At 73.3% G+C, this 20,207-nt stretch carries 19 protein-coding genes; 9 read left to right on the plus strand and 10 right to left on the minus strand.

The window, feature by feature from the left end:
• Position 1 precedes the first annotated feature (1 nt).
• The 3 genes from aspA to ACZ6Y7_RS30300 all read left to right on the plus strand — a co-directional run bounded on the left by aspA (position 2) and on the right by ACZ6Y7_RS30300 (position 2,732).
• On the plus strand, positions 2-1,411 hold the full coding sequence (gene aspA, locus ACZ6Y7_RS30290; RefSeq protein WP_465761132.1) for an aspartate ammonia-lyase: 1,410 nt from the start codon (positions 2-4) through the stop codon (positions 1,409-1,411).
• 420 nt (positions 1,412-1,831) lie between these two features.
• Positions 1,832-2,350 (plus strand): Imm50 family immunity protein, encoded by a 519-nt coding sequence (locus tag ACZ6Y7_RS30295; protein ID WP_465761133.1) that lies wholly within the window; start codon positions 1,832-1,834, stop codon positions 2,348-2,350.
• Positions 2,337-2,732: an Imm50 family immunity protein gene (locus ACZ6Y7_RS30300; RefSeq protein ID WP_465761134.1), complete on the plus strand. Its 396-nt coding sequence runs from the start codon at positions 2,337-2,339 to the stop codon at positions 2,730-2,732. The genes ACZ6Y7_RS30295 and ACZ6Y7_RS30300 overlap by 14 nt, the downstream gene beginning before the upstream one ends.
• Before the next feature lie 672 nt (positions 2,733-3,404).
• Here ACZ6Y7_RS30300 and ACZ6Y7_RS30305 read toward each other — a convergent pair.
• The 3 genes from ACZ6Y7_RS30305 to ACZ6Y7_RS30315 form a co-directional block, all read right to left on the minus strand.
• Positions 3,405-3,842: a hypothetical protein gene (locus ACZ6Y7_RS30305; RefSeq protein WP_465761135.1), complete on the minus strand. Its 438-nt coding sequence runs from the start codon at positions 3,840-3,842 to the stop codon at positions 3,405-3,407.
• 954 nt (positions 3,843-4,796) lie between these two features.
• Positions 4,797-6,458, minus strand: a complete 1,662-nt coding sequence (ptsP, locus tag ACZ6Y7_RS30310; RefSeq protein ID WP_465761136.1) for a phosphoenolpyruvate--protein phosphotransferase — start codon at positions 6,456-6,458, stop codon at positions 4,797-4,799.
• Entirely contained in the window at positions 6,455-6,727 is a 273-nt protein-coding gene (locus ACZ6Y7_RS30315; RefSeq protein ID WP_465761137.1) for an HPr family phosphocarrier protein, read from the minus strand. The genes ptsP and ACZ6Y7_RS30315 overlap by 4 nt, the downstream gene beginning before the upstream one ends.
• A 340-nt stretch (positions 6,728-7,067) precedes the next feature.
• Here ACZ6Y7_RS30315 and ACZ6Y7_RS30320 point away from each other — a divergent pair, with 340 nt between their 5' ends.
• From ACZ6Y7_RS30320 to ACZ6Y7_RS30330, 3 genes are all read left to right on the plus strand, one after another.
• Complete coding sequence (locus ACZ6Y7_RS30320) at positions 7,068-7,829, plus strand: DeoR/GlpR family DNA-binding transcription regulator (protein WP_465761225.1); 762 nt, start codon at positions 7,068-7,070, stop codon at positions 7,827-7,829.
• Positions 7,826-8,785, plus strand: a complete 960-nt coding sequence (gene pfkB, locus ACZ6Y7_RS30325) for a 1-phosphofructokinase (RefSeq protein WP_465761138.1) — start codon at positions 7,826-7,828, stop codon at positions 8,783-8,785. The genes ACZ6Y7_RS30320 and pfkB overlap by 4 nt, the downstream gene beginning before the upstream one ends.
• 115 nt (positions 8,786-8,900) lie before the next feature.
• Positions 8,901-10,991 carry a PTS fructose transporter subunit IIABC gene (locus ACZ6Y7_RS30330; RefSeq protein WP_465761139.1) on the plus strand — a complete coding sequence of 697 codons (2,091 nt, stop codon included), beginning with the start codon at positions 8,901-8,903 and terminating at the stop codon, positions 10,989-10,991.
• A gap of 76 nt (positions 10,992-11,067) precedes the next feature.
• Here ACZ6Y7_RS30330 and ACZ6Y7_RS30335 read toward each other — a convergent pair whose 3' ends face one another.
• From ACZ6Y7_RS30335 to ACZ6Y7_RS30350, 4 genes are all read right to left on the minus strand, one after another.
• Positions 11,068-12,531, minus strand: a complete 1,464-nt coding sequence (locus tag ACZ6Y7_RS30335; RefSeq protein ID WP_465761140.1) for a SulP family inorganic anion transporter — start codon at positions 12,529-12,531, stop codon at positions 11,068-11,070.
• A 98-nt stretch (positions 12,532-12,629) separates the two neighbouring features.
• Complete coding sequence (locus ACZ6Y7_RS30340; RefSeq protein WP_465761141.1) at positions 12,630-13,220, minus strand: carbonic anhydrase; 591 nt, start codon at positions 13,218-13,220, stop codon at positions 12,630-12,632.
• Between the two features lie 205 nt (positions 13,221-13,425).
• Positions 13,426-13,776, minus strand: coding sequence for a hypothetical protein (locus tag ACZ6Y7_RS30345; protein WP_465761142.1), 351 nt, complete (start codon positions 13,774-13,776; stop codon positions 13,426-13,428).
• 294 nt (positions 13,777-14,070) lie between these two features.
• A complete protein-coding gene (locus tag ACZ6Y7_RS30350) occupies positions 14,071-14,829 on the minus strand; it encodes a metallophosphoesterase family protein (protein WP_465761143.1) in 759 nt (252 codons plus the stop codon).
• Between the two features lie 88 nt (positions 14,830-14,917).
• On the opposite strand from ACZ6Y7_RS30350, the gene ACZ6Y7_RS30355 reads away from it, so the two are divergent.
• A complete protein-coding gene (locus ACZ6Y7_RS30355) occupies positions 14,918-15,421 on the plus strand; it encodes a GNAT family N-acetyltransferase (protein ID WP_465761144.1) in 504 nt (167 codons plus the stop codon).
• Here the strand turns inward: ACZ6Y7_RS30355 and ACZ6Y7_RS30360 are convergent.
• The 3 genes from ACZ6Y7_RS30360 to ACZ6Y7_RS30370 all read right to left on the minus strand — a co-directional run bounded on the left by ACZ6Y7_RS30360 (position 15,388) and on the right by ACZ6Y7_RS30370 (position 18,074).
• On the minus strand, positions 15,388-16,413 hold the full coding sequence (locus ACZ6Y7_RS30360) for an SAM-dependent methyltransferase (RefSeq protein ID WP_465761145.1): 1,026 nt from the start codon (positions 16,411-16,413) through the stop codon (positions 15,388-15,390). The two genes, ACZ6Y7_RS30355 and ACZ6Y7_RS30360, sit on opposite strands and share 34 nt — an antisense overlap.
• A gap of 68 nt (positions 16,414-16,481) precedes the next feature.
• Positions 16,482-17,702, minus strand: coding sequence for an ATP-grasp domain-containing protein (locus tag ACZ6Y7_RS30365; protein WP_465761146.1), 1,221 nt, complete (start codon positions 17,700-17,702; stop codon positions 16,482-16,484).
• Positions 17,703-17,915: 213 nt separating this feature from the next.
• Complete coding sequence (locus ACZ6Y7_RS30370; protein WP_465761147.1) at positions 17,916-18,074, minus strand: hypothetical protein; 159 nt, start codon at positions 18,072-18,074, stop codon at positions 17,916-17,918.
• 217 nt (positions 18,075-18,291) lie between these two features.
• Between ACZ6Y7_RS30370 and ACZ6Y7_RS30375 the strand changes: the two genes are divergently transcribed.
• The gene (locus ACZ6Y7_RS30375) at positions 18,292-18,966 is read left to right on the plus strand and encodes a YqcI/YcgG family protein (RefSeq protein ID WP_465761148.1); all 675 of its coding nucleotides are present in this window, start codon (positions 18,292-18,294) and stop codon (positions 18,964-18,966) included.
• Between the two features lie 205 nt (positions 18,967-19,171).
• Complete coding sequence (locus tag ACZ6Y7_RS30380) at positions 19,172-20,101, plus strand: nucleoside-diphosphate kinase (RefSeq protein ID WP_465761149.1); 930 nt, start codon at positions 19,172-19,174, stop codon at positions 20,099-20,101.
• The last annotated feature ends 106 nt before the right edge of the window (positions 20,102-20,207 follow it).

The following is a 20,207-nucleotide window of genomic DNA, read 5'->3' on the forward strand; positions in this document are numbered from 1 at the left end:
CATGACCGCCGCCACCCGCAGCGAACACGACCTGCTCGGGGACCGCGACGTCCCCGCCGACGCCTACTGGGGCGTCCACACCCTGCGCGCCACCGAGAACTTCCCCATCACGGGCACGCCCATCTCCACCTACCCGCACCTGATCGACGCGCTGGCTGCGGTCAAGGAGGCCGCCGCCCTCGCCAACGAGGAACTCGGCCTGCTGGAACCCGCGAAGGCCGGGGCGATCGTCGCCGCCTGCCGCGAGATCCGCGGCGGAGAACTGCACGACCAGTTCGTCGTGGACGTCATCCAGGGCGGCGCCGGCACCTCGACCAACATGAACGCCAACGAGGTCGTCGCCAACCGCGCCCTGGAGCTGCTGGGGTACGCCAAGGGCGAGTACCGGCACCTGCACCCCAACGAGGACGTCAACCTCGGCCAGTCCACCAACGACGTCTACCCGACCGCCGTCCGGATCGCGACGGTGTTCGCGGTGCGGGGCCTGCTCGACGCGATGGCCGTGCTCCAGGACGCCTTCGCCCGCAAGGCCGTCGAGTTCCGCGACGTGCTGAAGATGGGCCGCACGCAGCTGCAGGACGCCGTGCCGATGACGCTCGGGCAGGAGTTCTCCGCCTTCGCCGTCATGCTCGACGAGGACCGCAGCCGGCTCGCGGAGGCCGTCGAGCTGATCCACGAGATCAACCTCGGCGCGACGGCCATCGGCACCGGCCTCAACGCCCCCGCCGGGTACGCCGAAGCCGCCCGGCGCCACCTCGCCGACCTCACCGGGCTGCCCCTGGTGACCGCGGCCAACCTGGTCGAAGCCACCCAGGACTGCGGGGCGTTCGTCCAGATGTCCGGGGTGCTCAAGCGCATCGCCGTCAAGCTGTCCAAGACCTGCAACGACCTGCGGCTGCTGTCCTCCGGGCCGCGCGCCGGCCTCGGCGAGATCAACCTGCCGCCCGTGCAGGCCGGTTCGAGCATCATGCCGGGCAAGGTCAACCCGGTGATCCCCGAGGTCGTCAACCAGGTCGCCTTCGAGGTGATCGGCAACGACGTCGCGATCACCATGGCCGCCGAGGCCGGCCAGCTCCAGCTCAACGCCTTCGAGCCGATCATCCTGCACTCGCTGTCGGAGTCGATCACCCATCTGCGCGCCGCCTGCCTCACCCTCGCCGAGCGCTGCGTCGGCGGCATCACCGCCAACACCGAGGTGCTGCGCGCGACCGTCGAGAACTCCATCGGCCTGGTGACCGCCCTGAACCCGCACATCGGGTACACGGCGGCCACCGACATCGCCAAGGAGGCCCTGGCGAGCGGCCGGGGCGTGGCCGAACTCGTCCTGGAGAAGGGCCTGCTCCCGGCGGAGCGGCTCGCGGCCCTCCTGCGGCCCGAGGTCATCGCCGGCAGCGGTGCGGCCGTGGCCTGAGCACGGGACGCCCCGGCCGCCCGCGCGGCCGGGGCGCCACGCGCTCCCGGCCGGCTGCCCGGCCGGTGACGCCTCCGACGGCCGCGCCTGCCGGCCCGGACGGCGTGGACGGCCCGGACGACGTGGATGACGTGGACGTGGACGTGGACTGCGCTCCGCCTCGTGAATGCCGCTGATGCCCTCGCGAGGCCCATCCACGCGCAAGGCAAGCAGCCGGGACGAACTGCGGGCCCGAGCCGAGCGGGGAGCGGACCGGCCCGATCGCTCGCTCGTGGCGCCGTGTCCGTCCGGGCTCGTCGAGCGCCGTCGGCACGGTATCCTCCCAACCAGAGTGCCCTTCGGTGATCTTCGGCTGCCGCCTGGGGCACGGAGCCGCCGGGTTCGTGGGGCACGAAGCACCCGGTGCGAAGGGGCCCACCTATGTCAGCCGGCGCATGGCCGCAGTTCTTGGTCCGCTCCGAGCGGTTCACCGCGCTCTACACCGAGTTGCCGGCGTTGGAGCGCCTGGTGCTCAGATCCGTGCACCTCAGTCCGTACGGCCCGGCCGTGACCTTGCGGGTCGAGTTTCCCCGCTTCCCGGATCTCGCCCCGCCGGAGTGGACCGAGGCCGGCTGTGACCGGTTCGAGGCCCAGATCGAGTTCCACGCCGTGGGCGAAGGCCTGCGCATGCGGGGCATACCCGACAGCACCGTGGTCGACATCGAGTTCGGTCCCCGTCTCCAGAGCCCTGAACGTCGGATCGGGGTCGCGGTGAGCGGTCCGGAGTTCTCGCTGGGCTTCACCGCGCACTCTCTGACGGTGGGCCGTCTCAACGCCTACCGCTCCGGCGACGGGGACCCGTACGCGGCCCGGCGATGGTTCGCGAGTCCCCTGGACCAGCGCCTGTACCAGGGGGTGCTGCCTCCCACGACTGCGAAGGTGTTCTATGAGCGAGCATGACTGGTCCGCCGAGGTCGCCAACCCCGAGGTGATCCGCGACGTCCTCGGCGCGCCCCCACCACCCCTGGCGGACTACCACTTGGAGTCCGTCCTCATCGACGAGCGCGAGGCGTCGGTCACCTTGAGGTTCTCCGCCTTCGGCATCCCGGCCGGTGCCGCCGACCTGTGGCGGGCCCGCGGCCACAACGCGGTCGAGTTCGTCCTGGTCTGTGTCGGGGTGAAGAACCTCGAGGTGGACACCTGGTCCGGCTGGCCCACGACTGTCGCCGGCCTCAGCGGGGGGACCGTTGTGCTCGCCGGTCAGGACAAGCGCGTGTCCTTCGAGACCGACGAGATCCGCGCTCGGCCCCCAGTCGGACGCCTGCGGAGTCAAGCGCAGTGACCACCCCGGCCGTCGAGTAGGGGCCGCCGCGTCGAACGCTTCACCCCGAAGGTGAACGCCGCGGATGTTCGCCCGAACCTGGCAGGAGGAAGGCACACAGGTCAGCGGTGATGCCGCACGCCCTGATAGCCGATCAGCCCCCTCCTGAGATGGCCCGCCCGCGGAGCCGCAGGTGAGCTGACCGGCACGGCTCTGCGCAGGTGCCGAGCATCGAGCTCGACGTCAGGGCGTCGACGGTGCGGCTGCCCGACGAGAACGGCGCCGTCGCCGTCGCTGTCGCCGCCGCGGACAACGGACTGGCTGCCGGCGGGACCGGCAAAGGCCCTTCATCACCACGACGAGCGCCCCGTTCCGGATGCGGGCGTTGCCGAGGAGCCGGCGGCCGTTTCTGCCGGGGAGGTGCTTCCGCCGGGCGGGCGAACCGGTGCCGGTGGCACCGACGGGGACGGGGGCTGGGGGCCGTCCCCCGGCTTGGGGGACGGCCTCCAGGCACCTCCGGGGGCGGGCTGGAGGGCGGACGCCATCCACCGCACCGAGGCCTGCTACCTCACCGGTGCGGGCCCGTCCCGTGCGAGCGAACCCTGCAGTGGCGGCGTGGGGGGCGGAGGCCTGGGGCACTGGCAGCTCGTCCGCCGCCCGCGGCCTCGCTGTGGTGGGTCGAGGCCCGCCGGCTCAGCCGACGTACTCGGACGGCGAGAAGGCCTTGTAGTAGCCGCCGTTGATCCACAGCTCGATCTGGCCTTGGACGTAGCCGTTGTAGCTGTACCGGGCGGGCCCCCCGTAGCACGTCCAGTTGTAGAATGTCGCGTTCGACGGGAAGCTGCAGGAGCCGTAGTTGTAGTAGTTGCCGCCGGAGTTGATGAACACGTTCGAGGCGCTGAAGGTGTTGTCGCCCTGGCTGGTCACGTAGGCATGAGCCTGGTAGACGCCGTTGTTGATCGAGACGCACGCCTTGGCGTACACGCTGCCGCCCGGGATGACCTGGGTGGTGGGCCCGCAGTAGTCGCCGTTGCCGGCAGTGGCCGCGCTGGCAGGGGTGGCCAGCGTGACGCCCCCCAGGAGGAGGCCGCCGGTGAGCGCGGTCGCTGCGAGCTTCTTCCGGATGTTCATGACCTGTCCTTTGCTCCATGGCGTCGCCGGCCCCTTGCAGGCCGCGATTCGCCCGTGATGCCACGCCACCAGCGGCGTGGCCGCAGTCCGAGTGGATCGCTCGTGATGAGCGGGGAACAGAGCGTCAGGCAGTGGAATCGATGTCGCGCTGCCCGTTCCCGACTCAAGGGAACCGGCTGACGGTCTGCCCCTCGAATGATTCGGCCAGGTTCGAACACTCATGACGCCGACCGCTCGGGCGGCCGGCACCTGATCAGGGGCGGCGTGCTCTACCTCGACATGGATCGCGCCGTTCTCGCCAACGCCCGGTTCGCGATCTCGCCGCGCGGCACCCTGATCGGCGCGCTCCTGCGGCTCCTGCGTGACCACCAGCGGCCGGGCGGCGGCTGGCGGGGCATGGTCCAGGGGACTTCCGTGACCGGCCGTGTCGTCTCCGGGGCCGGGCGGCCCGGGGCGACTACAGGCCTGGGAGGGAATCGAGCAGGGCCATGACGAAGGCACGGGGGGGCGCTTTGGGCGCCGGTGCCGAATGAGAGGGCGAGGAGGTAGCCGATGGTGGCGTCGTGGGGGTCGACGGGACGTTGCCAGGCTGCGGAGATCCATTCGCTCCCGTGGGCCTCGAAGGTGGCGATGTGTTCGCTGTCGCGTGCGAAGGTGCTGGTATCCGAGGTCTTGGCGGCGAGCCGGTAAGCGGTGGTACCCAGTCGGGCCTCTACGTACCAGGTGCTCCGGCGGAATCTGGCGGGGCCGAGGGTGAGGGCGAGGGGCTCGTCCCGCACCCGCGCGGTGAGGAGCGCGCTGTCGCCGGTGCCGATGGGATACGGGGCCTGCGCGGTGGTGCCGGGCCTGCGCCGGAGCGTGCCCGTGGGGACGAGTTCTCCGGAGACCTCGGCGAGGCCTTCTGTGGTGTCGAGGGGGCCGGCACCGGCCACGACCCGTCGTCCGCGCCGCCGTTCACCGGCGTCCGGTGATCCTCGACCGGACCGCGGCGCGGGCGTCGGCGGCGTCGTCGGCGTGCAGGGCGAGCTCGGCGAGTTCCCGGCACTGCGCGAGGGTGTGGGCGGCCAGGGCGGCCCGGACCTCGGGGAGTGCGGAGGGCGCGGCGGACAGGCTGGTGATCCCGAGGCCGACCAGGACCAGGGCGAGGGCCGGGTCGGCGGCGGCTTCGCCGCAGACGCTGACGGGCCGGCCGTGCGCGGCCGCGGAGCGGGCGGCGCTGGCGATCAGCGTGAGCAGGGCCGGCTGCCAGGGGTCGAGCAGGTCGGCGAGGGAGCCGAGGGTGCGGTCGGCGGCGAAGGTGTACTGGGCCAGGTCGTTGGTGCCGACGCTGAAGAAGTCGCAGACCTCGGCCAGCCGGTCGGCCCGCAGGGCGGCTGCCGGGACCTCGATCATCGCGCCGGCCATCGGCAGGCCGTGCGCGCGGACCCGGGCGGCGAACTCGGCGGCCTCCCGCGGGACGGACACCATCGGGGCCATCACCCACACCTGGGCGCTGCTGCTCCGGGCGGCCTCGGCGATCGCGGCGAGCTGGGTCTCCAGCAGCTCGGGATCGCGGGCGGCCGTCCGCAGGCCGCGCACGCCCAGCGCCGGGTTCTCCTCGTCGGCGGCGGTGGCGAAGGGCAGCGGTTTGTCCGCGCCCGCGTCGAGGGTGCGGACGACCACCCGGCGGTCGGCGAAGGCCGCGAAGACCTGCCGGTAGGCGGCGGCCTGTTCGGCGGGGCCCGGCGCCTCGGCGCGGTCCAGGAAGAGGAACTCGGTGCGGAACAGTCCGACGCCCTCGGCGTCGGCGGCGGCCGCCCCGGCCAGCTCGTGCGGCGCGCCGAGGTTGACCAGCAGCGCGACGGGGTGGCCGTCCGCCGTCCGGCCCGGTCCCCGGACCGCGGCGGACTGCTCGCGGCGACGTCGGTCGCGTTCGGCGGCCCGTTCGACCGCCTCCGGGCTCGGGTCGGGCTCGACCACGCCGTCCGCACCGTGCACCAGCACGTGCCGGCCGTCCGCCAGCGCCGCGGCGCCGGCGCAGCCGACCACGGCGGGCACGCCGAGCGCCTTGGCGAGGATCGCCGTATGGCTGGTAGGCCCGCCGCGGACGGTGACCAGGGCCAGCACCCGGGCCGGGTCGAGCAGCGCCGTGTCGGCGGGGGCCAGGTCGTCGGCGACCAGGACGTACGGGTGCCCGGGGTCCGGCAGGCCGGGCACGGGCAGGCCGAGCAGGTGGGCCACCGCGCGGTCGCGCAGGTCGTCGAGGTCGGCGGCGCGTTCCGCGAAGTGACCGCCGGCGGCGAGCAGTGCGGTGCGGAAGCCGTCGAAGGCGGCGGTGAGCGCGTGGGCGCCGTCGGTGCCCCGGTCGACCAGGCCGGTCGCCTCGTCGGCGAGGAGCGGGTCGGAGGCCATCAGCGCCTGGGCGGAGAGGACGTCGAAGCCGGGGCCGGTCACCCGGGCGGCGCGCTCCTCGAGGTCGGTGACGACGGCGGCGAGGGCCGCGCGGACCGCGTCCGCCTCGGCCGCCGGGTCGGTGACGGGCCTCGGGGCGGGCAGCGCGGGGGCGGGCGCCATCCGGGCGACCGGGCCTGCCGCGCTGCCCGTGCCGACGCCGATCCCGCGGATCGGGTCGCTCATGCCGCGGCGTCGAGGTCGGCGGCGAGCAGGTCGGCGAGCGTCTTCAGGGAGTCCTCGGCCTGGTCCCCGGTGGCGGTGAGCTCCAGCGTCTCGCCGCAGCGGGCGGCGAGGGCGAGGACGGAGAGCAGGCTGCGGGCGTCGACCGGGGTCTGGCCCGGTCGGCCCACGGTGACCTTGGCGGGCTGGCGGGCGGCGGCCTGGACGAACAGCGAGGCCGGGCGGGCGTGCAGGCCGCTGCTGGAGCCGACGGTGACCTGGATCGAGTGCATCGGAGTCCTTGGTGGAGAGGGGGGCCGAGGGGCCGGGTGGGAGCCGGGTCGGCGGGGGAGTGGGGCGCGGTGGCCCGCGCGGGGGGATGCGCGGGCCACCGCGGCGGAACCCGGTCCCGGCGGTACGGGGGCGGTGGCCGAGGCCGGGCCGGCCGTGGGTTTCACGTCCGTTTCCGTGGTGTTTCGATTGGTTCTACGCCCGATCGGCGAGCGGTGTCAACACATTCGGGCAAGTTCACAGATGGCGACCAAGCCCGCCCGACCTCTTGCTTTTCCTACCGGAAGGCGTATGGTCGGCCTGAACCAAGCGTGAACAGACATGAAACGGACCCAATCCCACATGTACGCACCCGAGCGGCAGCAAGAGATCCTCCGCCTCGCCCAGGAACAGGGCAGGGTGGACGTGCCGACGCTGGCCGAGGAGTTCGGCGTCACGCAGGAGACCATCCGGCGTGACCTGAGCGCCCTCGACCGGGCCGGTCTGCTGCACCGGGTGCACGGCGGCGCGCTGCCCGCCGGCGCGCTGCACCTGGAACCCGGCCTGGCCGAACGGGACTCCACGGCCGCGGCCGAGAAGGAACGCATCGCCAAGGCGGCCCTGGCCCTGCTGCCCGAGCAGGGCAGCGTCATCCTGGACGCCGGGACGACCGTCTCCCGGCTCGCCGGACTGCTGCCGCCCGACAGCGCGCTCACCGTCGTCACCAACGCCCTCCCGGTCGCCGCCCGGCTGGCCGACCACCGCGGGCTCAGCCTCCACCTGGTCGGAGGCCGGCTGCGCCACCGCACCCAGGCCGCCGTGGACGCCTGGGCGCTGCGGGACCTGGCCGACGTCCACGCGGACGTCGCGGTGATCGCCACCAACGGCTTCTCCGTCGAAGGCGGCCTGTCCACGCCGGACCTCGCCGAGGCGGCCGTCAAGCGGGCCATGCTCGCCGGTGCCCGGCGGGTGGTCCTGGTGGCCGACTCCTCCAAGTACGGCGCCCGCCACTTCGCCCGCTTCGGCTCGCTGGCCCAGGTGGACGTGCTGGTCACGGACACCGGACTCACCGACCAGCAGACCGCCGAGATCGAGAACCACGGACCGGAAGTCATCCGCGCATGATCGTCACCATCACCCCCAACCCCAGCCTCGACCGCACCTACGAACTGGCGGCCCTCCTGCCGGGCGAGGTCAACCGGGCCTCGCACGACCGGCTCGACCCGGGCGGCAAGGGCGTCAACGTCTCCCGCGCGCTCACCGCCGCCGGCCACCGCACCAGCGCGCTCCTGCCCCTGGGCGGCCTCTCCGGGCAGCTGCTCGCCGACCTGCTGCGCGGTCAGGGCATCGAGGTCGCGGCGGTCGGGATCGCGGGCGACACCCGGATCAACGTCTCGATCGCCGAGGACGGCGGGCGCCTGACGAAGATCAACGCGGTCGGCCCGGAGCTGACCGCCGCCGAGTCGGCGGCACTGCTGGCGCTCGTCCGCGACGCGCAGAAGACCGGACGGGCCACCGGGAACGACGTGGACTGGCTCGCCTGCTGCGGCAGCCTGCCCCGCGGACTGGCACCCGAGTGGTACGCCGAGGTCGTCGCGCAGGTGCACTCGGGCGGCGCCCGGATCGCCCTGGACACCTCCGGCCCCGCGCTGCTGGCCGCGCTCCCGGCCCGCCCCGACGTGGTCAAGCCCAACCGGGAGGAGCTCGCGGAGGCCGTGGGCCGTCCGGTCCGCACCGTCGGGGACGCCGTGGCCGCCGCCGCGGAACTGCGCGAACGCGGCGCCCAGCAGGTCCTGGCCAGCCTCGGTGCGGACGGGATGCTGCTGATCGCCGAGGAGGGCAGCTGGTACGGCACCGCCCCGGTGAGCGCCGTCCGCAGCGACGTGGGCGCGGGCGACGCCTCGCTCGCCGGCTTCCTGGGCGCCGGCGGCACCGGCCCCGGCGCGCTCGCGGCGGCCCTGGCGCACGGCGCCGCCGCCGTACAACTGCCGGGGAGCGTCATGCCCACCCCGGACGATCTGGACCCGGCCGCGGTGGTCGTGACGGCGGACCTCCCGCTCGAACGGCCGCTCCGCGGCTGAGAACCGCCTCCGGCGTCCGTCGCCGGAGGCGGCACGCCCGACCGTGTGGGACGGGAGGGCGCACATTCCCGGGGGCAAGGGACACTGTTCAGGCACCAGCCGAAGGACCGACACGATGAGCGACACCAGCGGACTGATCACACCCGCACTCGTAGACCTCTACCTCGCCCCCGTGGAGAAGAGCGAAGCCCTCCGCGCCCTCGCCCAGCGGCTGGTCGCCGAGGGCCGGGTCACCGATCTCGACGGCTTCCTCGCCGACATCGCCGCCCGCGAAGCCCAGGCCCCGACCGGGATGGGCGACGGGATCGGCATCCCGCACTGCAGATCGCCGCACGTCACGCGGCCGAGCCTGGCCTTCGGCCGCAGCGCCGGGGGCGTGGACTTCGACGCCCCGGACGGACGGCCCGCCGACCTGGTCTTCATGATCGCGGCACCGGCCGGTGCGGACGACACCCACCTGCAGATCCTCGCCGAGCTGGCTCGCCGGCTCATGGACCCCGCCTTCACCGGCGCCCTGCGCGAGGCCGAGAGCCCCCGCGCGGTCGCGGCGCGGATCAACGGGGAGGAGGCGCCGCAGGCCGCTCCCGCGGCGGCCTCGGAACCGCCGTCGGTTCCCGGTGCGGCCTCCGGACCGGCGGCTGCCGATCCGGCCGTGGCGCCGCAGGCCGCTCCCGCGGCGGCCCCCGCCGACGGCGGGCTGCGGCTGGTCGCGGTGACGTCCTGCCCGACCGGCATCGCCCACACCTACATGGCCGCCAAGGCCCTGGAGCTGGCGGCCGCCCGGGCGGGTGCGCAGATCCAGGTCGAGACCCAGGGCTCGGCCGGGACCACGCCGCTCGCCCCCGAGGTGATCGCGGCGGCCGACGCGGTGATCCTCGCCCATGACGTCGAGATCCGGGACCGGGCCCGCTTCGCCGGCAAGCCGACCGTGGACGTGGGCGTCAAGGCCGGCGTCAACCGCGCCGACGACCTGGTCGCGCAGGCCGCCGCGCTGGCCGCGCAGGCGGCCGGGGGCGGTGCCCGTCCCGCCGCCTCCCCGGTCGCCCCGGCGAGCACCCCGGGTGCCCCGGCGGGCCCGGCTGCGGGCGAGCACTGGGCCCAGCGGCTGCGCCGGTACCTGATGACGGGCGTGAGCCACATGATCCCGTTCGTGGCGGCCGGCGGTCTGCTGATCGCGCTGGCCTTCGCCATCGGCGGCTACCAGATCGCCTCCGCGCCGTCCGTGCTGGGCCACTTCGACTGGACCTCCTCGCACAGCTGGGCGGCGATGTTGTTCCAGACCGGCAAGACCGCCTTCGGCTTCCTCGTCCCGATCCTCTCCGGGTACATCGCCTGGGCGATCGCGGACCGGGCGGCCCTCGCCGCGGGCATCGCCGGTGGCGCCGTCTCGGTGGCGGTCGGCGCGGGCTTCCTCGGCGGCATCGTGTCGGGGCTGGCCGCGGGCTTCCTGGTGCTGTGGATGATCCGCTGGAACGTGCCCCGGGCGATCAGGGGCATCATGCCGGTCGTGGTGATGCCGCTGTTGTCGGTGGCGGCGGTCGGCTTCCTGATGTTCGTGGTGGTCGGCTCGCCGATCGCCTCGGCCATGAACGGCCTGACCGACTGGCTGAACGGCCTGTCCGGCTCCAACGCGATCCTGCTCGGCGCCCTCCTCGGCGCCATGATGGCCTTCGACATGGGCGGTCCGCTCAACAAGGTCGCCTACACCTTCGCGGCCGGTGCGCTCACCACCGCCGGGACCACCCCGGACGCCGGCAGCCTCAAGGTGATGGCCGCGGTGATGGCCGCCGGCATGACCCCGCCGCTGGGCATGGCCCTGGCGACCGTCGTACGGCGCCGGCTGTTCACCGCCGAGGAGCGGGAGAACGGCAAGGCCGCCTGGGTGCTCGGCGCCTCCTTCATCACCGAGGGCGCGATCCCGTTCGCGGCCGCCGACCCGCTGCGGGTCATCCCGGCGGGCATCGCCGGGAGCATGACCGCCGGCGGCCTGACGATGGCCTTCGGCTCCACCCTGCGCGCCCCGCACGGCGGGATCTGGGTGCTCCCGCTGATCGGCAGCCCGTTCCTGTACCTGGTCGCGGTCGTGGCTGGCACGGTGGTCACCACGGCGGTGGTGGTGCTGCTCAAGGGGCTGCGCAAGCCCGCCGACCAGCCGGCCGCGGAGGCCTTCGCCGCCGGTGCCGGACAGCAGCCGGCCGCCGTCTGAATCCTGCCGCCCGCCGAAGAGCTCCGGGGCGCCCGCTCGAACGAGCGGGCGCCCCGGTCGTGTCCGGCGGGGCGGATCAGGCCCGGCCGGCCAGCGCGGGTATCAGCCGGACGTCCTCGGGGGCGGCCGTGTTGTGGCGCTCGACCCAGGTGGTCAGCGCGCTCTGGCAGGCGTGGTCGAGGTGACGCAGCTCCGTGAGGTCCAGCTCCAGGACGCGGTCGGTCGGCAGGGCCTCCAGGGCGTCGAGCAGCGTGGGCAGCCGGAGGAAGGTGGCATTGCCCGTCAGCCGGACCCGGACGGTGCCGCCGGGCAGCTCCTCCGTCTCCACGTGCAGCCGGGACGTCTCCCAGGCGGTCTTGACGATCGACAGGCCGAGGCCGATCAGCACGCCCTCGAACATGTTGACCGTGACGATGGCGACGGCGGTGGCCACCAGGACGAACGCTTCGGAGCGGTGCTCGCGCCACAACGGGCCGAGCTGCTTGACCGGCAGGAGCTTGAACCCGGCGTGCACGAGCACACCGGCGAGCGCCGCGACGGGGATCACGCCGAGGGCGGCCGGGAGCAGCGCGGCGAACAGCAGCAGCCACGCGCCGTGCAGCACACGGGACGCCTTGGTCCTGGCACCGGCCTGGACGTTGGCGGCGCTGCGGACGATGACCGCGGTCATCGGCAGGGCGCCGAGGATCCCGCAGAGGGTGTTGCCCGCCCCCTGGGCCATCAGCTCCTTGTCGTAGTCGGTGCGCGGTCCGTCGTGGAGCCGGTCGACGGCCGCCGCGCTGAAGAGGCTCTCGGCCGAGGCGACGAGGGTGAAGGCCACGATCGTGACGAGCAGCGCGGGCGTGAACTGGCCGAGAACTCCGGCGCCCGGCGGCTGGATGGCGTCCAGCAGGCCCTGGACCTCGACCTTCTTCACCGGACGGTGGAGCAGCCAGGCCGCGGCGGTGGCGAGCAGGACGGCCACCAGCGCGCCCGGGACGACCCGCACCCTGGAGGGGAGCCGCTGCCACAGCACGATCACGGCGATGGTGCCGGCGCCGATCGCGAAGGAGTAGCCGGCGTCGGGCGAGGAGACCAGCCGGGCGGCGAGGCCGGGCAGGCCGAGGAGCTTGTCGATTCCGCTCGCGGGCGCCGGCCGGCCGGCCATCGCGTAGAGCTGGCCGGCGATGATGACCAGGCCGATCCCGGCCAGCATGCCCTCGACCACGGCGACGGAGATCGCGCGGAACCACCGGCCCCAGCGCAGCGCGCCGAGCAGCAGTTGGAGCAGGCCGGTGGCGACGACCACGACACCGAGCGCGGGCAGCCCGAACCGCTGCACGGTCTCGGCGACCAGGACGGTCAACCCGGCGGCCGGGCCGCTGACCTGGAGGCTGCTGCCGGGCAGGGCGCCGGTCACCAGGCCGCCCACGATGCCGGTGATCAGGCCGAGTTCGGCCGGTACGCCCGAGGCGACGGCGACGCCGACGCACAGCGGGAGGGCGACGAGGAAGACGACGAGCGAGGCGGTCAGGTCGTACTTGAGTGCGGGAAAGCGCATGGGAGCCCTCATCCGGGGAGCTTGGGGAACGGTCGGCCGCGGGTGCGCGGCGGGCCGAGGGTCGGCAGCGGGCCGCGGGTCGGCGGTGGGCCGCGGCGTCACAGCGGCAGGAAGGCGTCGGCGCCGGGGCGGTGGGTGAGGACCGCGCCGGTGTGCACCTCGTAGAACCAGCCGTGCAGGCCGAGCAGACCCTCGTCGACCCGGCGCGCGACGCTCGGGTGGGTGCGCAGCTTCTCCAACTGGTCCAGGACGTGGCGTTGGACCGGTCCGGCCAGGTCGTGGTCCGGCTCCCCGCCCGGTGTCAGCGCGGTGCCGTCGGCGAGCCAGTCGCGCACCGCGGGCACGCCGGTGAGGTCGTCGCCGCGGACGACGGCGCCGACGGCCCCGCAGTGCGAGTGGCCGCACACCACGATGTCGGCGATCTCCAGGACCTCGACGGCGTATTCGATGGTCGCGGCCTCGGCGGACGGGACGTCCGGCCGGTACGGCGGGACGATGTTGCCGGCGGTCCGCATCTCGAAGAGGTCCCCGGGCCGCGCGCCGGTGACGGCGGCGGGGATGACACGGGAGTCCGAGCAGGTGATGAACAGCGCCTGCGGGGACTGGCCGTCGGCCAGTCGTCCGAAGTCGTCGGAATTCCGTGCGGCGCGGTGGCGGAACGTACGGGCGTGGTCGATGAATTGCTGCATGTCGTGCCTCGGGGCCTTTCGGAAGTCGTCTGGTGAAGGGAGACTTCGAAGCCGCGTCCGCTCGATGCGGAAGAGGGCAGCGCGGAGCGCGGCGGCGGGGGCAGGAGAATCACTGCCGTGGGCCGTCGTGAATCGCGGGGCGTGGGGGTGTCACCGCAGGGGTGTCGCTGCTGTCGACGAGCAAGCGGGCGCGGTCGGCGCCGGATCAGCAGCGGAACACCTGGAGGGCCGCCACTCTGGACCGTCTGAGCGCCCCGTGCGGTGCCTCGGGGTCACCGGCCGGGGACGGGTGGGTGACGGCCGGACCGTCGTCGGGCACGGCCGGGAGCAACTCGGGCCGCCGGCGCGGGACTTCGACGGACCGGCTGCGCGGGGAGCAGAGGCCGGGCGCGAGCTTGGGCGGCATCGCCTCCTCGACGGGCTTCGCCTCCGCGGCCACGGCCCGGCAGCGGTTGTCCCGGGCGAACGCGGCCGCCGACTGGGACAGCGCCAGCAGGCCCAGCACGGCCACGAGGGCGACGGCGACGGCGCCGACCATCTTCGTGACCACGGACATTGCCCGTTCCTTTCCCCGTCTTGACGCCTTCTTGGGACTCTCGTGAATCCTGACGAGCCGCCATGACGGGGAGTTCCGGAATTCCGTAAACACTATGTTAACTGTCTCGGCAGAACAGTTGGTGATCCTGCGGAGATCGCTCCGGATGCGGGAGAACGGTGAATTGTTGGCGATGCGATCTTTCCGAATCGCCGGATCCGGTGGTGGCGGCCGAATGACCGGCTGATCCGGCGGGGATTCGACGCACGTGCGGGGTGGCCCCGGCGGCGGGTGCTCGCCGGGGCGCCACGGAGGTCACGGGCTCGGAGGCTCGGGCAGGCGGGTGAACATCGCCCGGGCCTCGTGCTCCGTGCAGCGGGCGTTGAGGCAGTAGTCGGCCCACTCCGCGGCCTGCTCGAAGGAGGAGCCGCCGGCGATGCTGGCGGTGGCGGCGGGGACGTCCAGCAGGGTGCGGCGCAGCTGCACGTCCGGGCCGAGCAGTGCCCAGTGGGCGCCCGGCCTGCCGAAGGGCATGCCGATGCTGCCGGGGTTGACCACGAGGCGGCCGGCCGCGAGGCGGGTGAAGGGCATGTGGGTGTGGCCGCAGACGACCGTGGTGACCTCGGGGGCGACGTCGGCGAAGGCCTGCTCCCACCGTTCGACCGGGCTGTCGACCAGGAGCACCTCCTCGTCGTCGCGCGGGGTGGCGTGGCAGAACAGCACCGTGCCGAGACCCTCGACCGGCAGGGTCACGGAGGTCGGCAGCTTTTCGAGGAGGTCGACCTGGTCCTCGCGCAGGCCGCGTGCGGCCGAGGGCCCGATCGGGTCGGGGATGGAGTCCCGCAACCCGCGCCGGTACTCGACCAGTTCCCGGTCGGCGTTGCCCCGGATCCAGACCGCCCGGTCGCCGAGACCGGTCAGCAGGTCCAGCACCGCGGCGGGTTGCGGTCCGCACGCGATGTCACCGGTGAGGACGATGAGGTCCGCATCGTCGACCTCGGGTTCCGCGAGGACGGCCTCGACGGCCGGGAGCACACCATGGATGTCGGAGAGGACTGCTACGCGCTTCAGCATGATCCCAAGTATCCGGTGGCGCACCGGCGTCGCGGGTTAGCATGGCGGAGATCGAGTCAGCTCGGGACCGGTGCGATCGAGGAGGGGTATGTCCGAGCCCGTCATCGACGTCCTCGCGGACGCCGACGAGGCCGTGGTCGGGGCGTTCCGCCGGTTGTTGCCCCAACTGGGCAAGCAGCCGCCCGAATTGACGGCGGAGTTCGTCCGGGGTGTGGTCACCCACCCGGCGAACCTGGTCCTCGCGGCCCGTTCCGGGGGCCGGGTGGTCGGGCTGCTCACCCTGGTGGTGCTCGCGCTGCCGACCGGGACCACCGCCCGGTTCGAGGACGTGGTGGTGGACGAGTCGGCGCGCGGTGCGGGCATCGGACAGGCGCTGGTCCGGCGGGGGCTGGAGCTGGCGCGCTCCCACGGGGCCCGGCAGGTCGATCTGACGTCCCGGCCGAGCCGGGTGGCCGCGCACCGCCTGTACGAAAAGGCCGGTTTCGTGCGACGGGAGACCGGTGTGTTCCGTCACCACCTGGAGCACACCGGTCCGCCCGCCGGGTCCGCCGCCGGGGCTCAGCCGGCCGCTGGCGTCAGCTCGAACAGGTAGCCGTTGGGCGGAGTGGTGGTCGGCCGGACGGTGCGGCACTCCCAGCCGGACTCCCGGAACGCCTCCTGCCACTGCTCGAGGGTGGGGAGGTAGTCGCCCATCAGCGCGTGGACGGCCTCGAAGCCGAGGGTGAAGACGGTGGTGTCCGGGCCCGGGAGTTCGCTGGTCCGGACGACGTCGCAGATGAACAGCCGGCGCGCGGCCGGGAACGCGGTGCGCAGCCTGCGCAGCGTTCGCACGCAGCTGTCGTACGGCCAGAAGTCGTGCCCCATGAACACGCACGTGACGGTGTCCACGTCGGCGAACTCGGGCCGCGGTTCGAGGTCGAGGACGTCGCCCTGGAGCAGCGTGATGCGGTCGCCGAGGCCGGCGGACTCGACGGACTCGCCGGCCAGTTGCACCGCCGCTTCGGAGAGGTCGACGCCGACTCCGCGTGCGCCGGGGTGGTTGCCGAGGATCCGGATGAGCCGCTGGCCGGAGCCGCAGCCGAGGTCGGCGACCTTGCCCACGGGCGGGTCGGCCAGCAGGCGGTCGAACAGCGGCTCGACCTCCTCGTCCCCGATCAGTCGCGAGCCGACGGCCACGGCCCGCATGTCGCGGTGGTAGAACTCGCCGGTCCTGCGCTCCGCGTGGGTCACGTCCGGGGCGATGCTGAAGAGTTCGCCGCAGCCCTTGACCAGCCAGTAGAAGTAGCCGCGGGCGGCGTACGCCTCGGCGAACAGCGCGCCCGGGATCACCACCTCCTCGTCCTTGACCTCGACGACCCGGGCCCAGTGCAGGGCGCGGTGCACGGAGCGGATCACCGTGTCGGAGAGGCTCTCGTCGCCGCCGTTGCCGAAGGGCGCCTGGCCGTCCTCGGCGAGCCGGTCGAGGATGCCGAGCTGCTGGGCGGCGGACAGGGCCGCGGCCGCGACGTAGGAGGAGTAGAGGTCGGCGACCGGTCCGCGGACCCAGTCGGCCGGCGCCGGCGCGGTGTCGCTCGGTGAAGACATGACGTTCCCCGTTCTGTTCTGATCTGTTCTGAGCAGTCCGTTGTCTCTGGTGCGTGCGCGCGACGTGATCAGCCGGCGGGTGCCACCTCGGGGGCCATGTGCCGGCCCACCTGGTCGAGGCGCCGGATGACCTCCTCCTCGGTGTCACCGCGGACGGAGACGATCGCCACGGCGTCGTTGCAGTTCTCCGGGCGGGCCAGGCGGTCGCCGGGACGGGCGAGCACCTGGCATTCGAGGACCCAGGGCTCGTCCGGGGGCGTCAGGGGCCGCTGGAGGACACCCTCGTCCGCGTAGATGACGGTGAATCCGGTGAGGTGGTCGGCGGGGGCGGCGGGCACCGGCACCGTCCCCTCCACCTGGGCCTGGATGACGGCCTCGTCCAGGTTGACGCCCGTCCGGGACAGGAAGCCGGCGATGACCCCGCCGCCGCCCGCCCGGGCGCCGATCTCGCAGAAGACGATCTCCCCGTCGCGCACGAACATCTCGTGGTGGGTGACGCCGGTGAAGCCGGGGTGGGCCGCGAGGACGCGTCGGTTGAACTCCAGCAGCGCGTCGAGCAGCGGACCCGGGCCCACGGCGACGTCCCGGCAGGGGTGCAGCCGGGTGTAGGAGGTGGGCTCGTCGATGTACCGGGCGGCGACGGCGGCCAGCACCTCGGAGTCCTGGACGACGCTGTCGACGTGGAAGAGCTCGCCGTCGATGAACTCCTCGACCTCGAACCCGTCCAGGCGGTGGCCCTGTCCCGCGGCGAGGGCGGTGACCTCGGCCGGCGACCGCAGGACGAAGATGTCCCGCGCGCCGCTGCCCAGCCGCGGCTTGACGACCACGGCGCCGGTGCGGGACAGCAGGTCCAGGGCGGCGGTCTCGTCGAACGGCGCGAACTCCGGGACGCGGATGCCGTACGCGCTCAGGTGCTCCTTCATCCGGACCTTGTCGCGGAAGAGCACCGCCTCCTGCGCGGTCTGGCCCGGCAGGCCGAGTTCCTCGCGCAGTTCGGCGGCGCGCAGCAGCAGCCGTTCGGTGATGGCCACCAGGCGTTCCGCTCCGCGCCCCGTGAAGCCGGCCAGGTGGTGGACCGCGTCGGTGAGCGCGCGGTCGTCGTAGACGTCGACCGCGACGACGGATTCCAGTTCTTTTCCGGTGGCTTCGCCGACCCGGTCGAGGGGGGTGACCAGACGTACCGCATAGCGGTCCTCCGGCAGGAATGCCCGCCCGTCCTTGTCCCGGTAGAAGGAATAGCCGATCCGGTCGAGCAGAAGGACGGGAATCTTGCGTGGTCGATCACTCATGTTTGTCACTGCTTTGTCACTGCCCCCGGTTCGAGTGCGCATGCGGCCGGATGTGCCAGGCATGTCCCGCGCAGGGGATTTCGGATGCCTCGCGGATTCACTTCCGCCGGCCGGGCCGTCGGTCGGACGGTCGGCGCGGACGGCGGGTCCGGACCGTCGGCCGAAGTGGCGGACGGAGAGGTGGGAGGCATGCCACCGAATCCCGACGCCACCCTAGGCAGCGGGTTCGGCCAGCGTCCAGCCCTGGCCGGCGAAGGCGAGAATTCGTGGGCGGATTCCGGCGGCCTTGCCGCTGTTTGTCCGCTTCTGCAGCGGTGCCGTGCGGGGTTCTTCGCCCTCGAAGCGCACACTTTGAGCCAGTTGTCGGACCATGATCAATCAGCCTTGACGACCGCTTGTTCGAATGGTTCGATCGGTGAATCTCTGCTGGACACAAGGAAAACTCGCGGCTTCTCACCGCGGTGTACGGGGCCTTGACCGGGGCTTCTTCCGGGCATGACGGAGAAGGGGGAAAGTGGTTCACGTGGGACGTCTCTGGTCTGCCCTCGAGCAACCTCGAACGGATGCGCCGGCGGGGCTTCCCGATTGGGTGCCCGGGGTTTACGGAGCCTTCGCGGAAAAGATCCTCGACCGGGATCGCGCATATCCCTGCTACTTCGGGGTCCAGGGGCAGCAGCGCGGAAACAACTGGTTCACGGTATTCGACCCCTCCCGCCCGGAACAGCACGGGGTGCGCGCTCTGGGTGACGCCCTGCTGGAATTCCGCGAGCAGGCACGGCGGGGCGCCAAGCGGCAGACCCTGATCGTGTTCGCGGGCCCGCCCGAGCCGCAGGCGAGCCTGAACGACCACCAGGCGGCCTTCTGGCGGCTGCTGGAAGACCTGAGCGCCATCGACACCGCGCCCTGGCCGGAGGGCTTCACCACGGACACCGCGGACCCCGCCTGGCAGTGGTGCTTCGCGGGGGAGCCGTGGTTCACCTTCATGACCAGCCCCGGCTACCACCAGCGCGACAGCCGCAACCTGGGACCCTGCCTGACGCTGGTCTTCCAGACCCGGCGCGTCTTCGAAGGACTCAGCGGCTCCTCGGTCGCCGGGCAGGCCGCCAAGCGGCGCATCCGGGCGGACCTGGAGCGCTACGACGCCGTGCCGCCCCACCCGTACCTCGGCGACCCCGCGTACTCCTCCGTCCACAAGTGGCGCCAGTACGCGCTGCCGGACGACCAGTCGGTGGGCAGCCCCGAGAAGTGCCCCTTCACCGGCTGACGCACCGTCCCGCGCCCGGCCGTCCGTGGCCCCGCCCTGCCCGCCTGCAGGCCGTACCCGCACGGCGCCACCCGCCCGCGTGCGGCCCGGCCGTGCCACCGCGGGCGGCGTGGCCCGGCCGCGGCGCCGCCCCGGGCGGCACGACTGCCGCCCGCGTGCCCCTCTCCGATCCCTCCGATCCGACCGGTCGAAAGGTGACCCCTCCGTGTCCGACTCCGTGTCCTCCGCCGTGTCCGACCCCGACTTCTGGTCCCGCCACGTCTTCGTGCTCTTCAGCTCCGACGCGATCCACCGGGGCGTCCACACGGACATGGTCCAGCGGCTGCGCAAGGAGGGCTTCCCGCCCGTCGCCGCCCGCGCCCTGCACGCCGACCCCGAGCTGATCGACGACCTGTACGCGGACCTCATCGCCGGCCAGTGGCAGACCTGGCGGTACCGGCTGGTGGACGCGGTCCTCACGCTCGGCCCGGCCATGGCCCTGATCTGCCGGTACGAAGGGGCCGCCGGGGCCGGGTCGGACGGCGGCGCCCACGACCTCCTCGCCCTGCGCAAGGGCTACCAGCACCCCGAGCAGGCCCAACACGGCACCCTGCGCCGGGACTTCGGCGCGGTCAACAGCATCGTCGGGCTGATGCACAGCTCCGACGGGCCGATGGAGTCCGAGCGCGAGGCCGCCATCTTCGGTCTGACCGCGGCGGACGCCGCCGCCGATCCCGAGGCCGCGGCCGCCGAGATCGACTACCTGTGCCAGGTGGTCACCCCGCACACGCCCGAGCACCGGGACTTCGACCAGGTGCTCGCCACCGTCCGCACCCGTGTGCTCGCCTCGCTGTGGGAGGGCCTGCCCGGCGAGGTCCGTGACGGCCTGCGGAACCGGTTCCCGGAGACCGCCCGGCTGGGCGACGTGGGCGCGGGGGCCGAACTGGCGGCGCTGCTCGCCGGTCACGCGCCGGACGCCCTGCTGTCCTTCCTGGCCTGCGAGTTCGAGCCCTCGGCGGCCGGTGAGATGCGCATGTCGGTGGCCGAGCAGGCGCTGCGCGGCACCGGCGTGGTCCTGGACCGCTGGGAGCGGGTGGTGCTGGAGTCCTCGCTGCACTTCCAGCCGCTGCGCGCGAGCCGGCAGCCCGCCCGGTGACGGTCACCCGACGCGGGCTCACGTGATCTGAGACGGGCCGGTCCCGACCGGTCCGTCCGGCCCCGCTCCGTCGCGAACCGGGGCCGCCCGAGCCCGGTGACCCGCC

The organism is Kitasatospora sp. NPDC053308 (assembly GCF_055585785.1).